We start from the raw sequence: 2034 nt of genomic DNA, 5'->3' as shown, positions 1-2034 counted from the left end.
ATTGGGTACTGATACTTGTCGGCCAAGGCTCGCAGCGTTTTGAGCAAGTCGCGAAGGTTCTCCGGCGTATCGACGTTTTCCTCACGGTGAGCGCTGATGATGAAGAACTTGTCCTGCTCCAGGCCTTCTCGCGCCAGCACGTCGGAGGTGAGGATTTTCGGCATGTAGTAGTCGAGCACCTCCTCCATGTGCGATCCGGTCTTGATGATGGTTTCAGGGCGAATCCCTTCAGCGATCAGGTAACGCCGGGCATGCTCGGTCAGGACCATATTGATATCGCTGAGGTGATCGAGCACCTTGCGATTCAGCTCTTCAGGGACACGCTGATCAAAACAGCGGTTACCGGCTTCCATGTGGAACACCGGAATCTTGCGGCGCTTGGCGGCAATGACGGCCAGACAGGTATTGGTATCGCCGTAGAGCAGAAGCGCATCTGGCTTTTCCGCCTCAAATACTTCATCCGCCTTTGAAATCACTTCGGCGATGGTCTTGGCTGCGGTATCGCCGGCTGCACCCAGGAAGTAATCAGGTTTACGAATCTCGAGGTCATCGAAAAAAACCTGATTCAATTCGAAGTCGTAGTTCTGACCCGAGTGAACCAACACATGATTAACCTGCTTATCAAGCTCGGCAATGACGCGGCTCATCTTGATAAGTTCTGGTCGCGTACCAACCAGCGTCATGACCTTAAGCATCAAGTTGCTCCTGAATGTATTCCAGATTCAACAGAACTTTCTTCACGCCTTCTACATCGAGACGCTCTGTATTGTGGGAGGTGTAGTCGTCGAGATCGGATATCTCTTGTTCGCCCTCAACAAAAAACTTCTTGTAGTTGAGGTCGCGATTGTCCGACGGAATACGGTAGTAGCGCCCCATGTCTTCGGCTTTGGCCATTTCTTCACGGGAGATCAGCGACTCGTAGAGTTTTTCGCCGTGGCGGGTACCAATGACCTTGACGGCATTGTCACGAGCAAACAGTTCCTTGAGCGCTTGCGCCAGGTCCGCCACTGTCGAGGCAGGAGCTTTCTGGACGAAAATATCACCTTGCTCGGCATGTTCGAACGCGTGCAGAACCAGGTCGACAGAATCCTCGAGCGACATCAGGAAGCGTGTCATGTTCGGGTCAGTGACGGTCAGCGGCTCGCCACTCTGCAGCTGATTGATGAACAACGGGATCACCGAACCGCGCGATGCCATGACGTTACCGTAGCGGGTTGCGCAGATCACCGGGCCTGTCGCCGGAATCATCCGCGATTTGGCAACCATCAGCTTTTCAGCCATGGCTTTGGAAATACCCATGGCATTGATCGGGTAGACAGCCTTGTCGGTACTGAGTACAACAACGCGTTTCACACCCGAAGCAATGGCCGCATTCAATACGTTTTCGGTACCCATGACGTTGGTACGCACGGCTTCCATCGGGTAAAACTCGCAGGAAGGCACTTGCTTCAAGGCTGCGGCGTGGAAAATGTAATCCACCCCCACCATGGCCTGATCGAGGCTATCGCGATCACGTACGTCACCGATGTAGAACTTCACTTTGTCATTCGACAAAGCAATGCGCATATCTTCCTGCTTTTTCTCGTCGCGGCTGAATACGCGAATTTCTTTTACATCGGTATCCAGAAAACGCTTCAACACCGTATGGCCAAACGAGCCCGTGCCGCCCGTGATCATCAAAACCTTATTATCGAACATAACGACCTTCCCAAACCTGATTGAATTTATTGATCAACGCAACGCGCGCATCGATTTAACCAATTCCAACCACGACGGTGGAACGTAACCGGTTGCTGCCTGAAACTTCGAGGAGTTCAGTGAGCGATCTATAGATAATTGGCTATCCGCGATGATATCGATTTTCTTTTCGTAAACTTCCGCTACCAGCTTCAGAAGAGACAGCTTGTCAATCGGCGCCACCGAAACATGATACAGGCCGTGGAGTTGTGGATTCGGGATCACGTAGTCGCGAATGACACGCGCCAGCTCTACGGTAGGAAGCCCCGAAAAAATGGCTTTCTCATAACCCTTGAC

2 protein-coding genes and 1 pseudogene are annotated in these 2034 nt (G+C 52.2%); all 3 read right to left on the bottom strand.

Going from position 1 to position 2034, the window contains the following annotated elements; genetic code table 11:
- Nucleotides 1-695, bottom strand: a 695-nt coding sequence (locus ACXRVY_RS26085; protein ID WP_458238630.1) for a UDP-N-acetyl glucosamine 2-epimerase, incomplete at its 3' end; no start/stop codon positions are given.
- Nucleotides 688-1698 (bottom strand): polysaccharide biosynthesis protein, encoded by a 1011-nt coding sequence (locus tag ACXRVY_RS26080; RefSeq protein ID WP_223462481.1) that lies wholly within the window; start codon nt 1696-1698, stop codon nt 688-690. The genes ACXRVY_RS26085 and ACXRVY_RS26080, both read right to left, overlap by 8 nt.
- Nucleotides 1699-1731: 33 nt before the next feature.
- Nucleotides 1732-2034: pseudogene (locus tag ACXRVY_RS26075) on the bottom strand (NAD(P)-dependent oxidoreductase); the annotation flags it as partial.

The sequence above is a fragment of the Pseudomonas sp. P5_A2_2 genome (genome assembly GCF_054177685.1).
The sequence above is the reverse complement of the archived record's forward strand: the minus strand, read 5'-3'. Positions and strand labels throughout refer to the sequence as shown.

Bases quoted from the DNA above. Each gene is read 5' to 3' on its own strand.
- ACXRVY_RS26080 (WP_223462481.1), bottom strand. From the start codon at position 1,698: ATGTTCGATAATAAGGTTTTGATGATCACGGGCGGCACGGGCTCGTTT.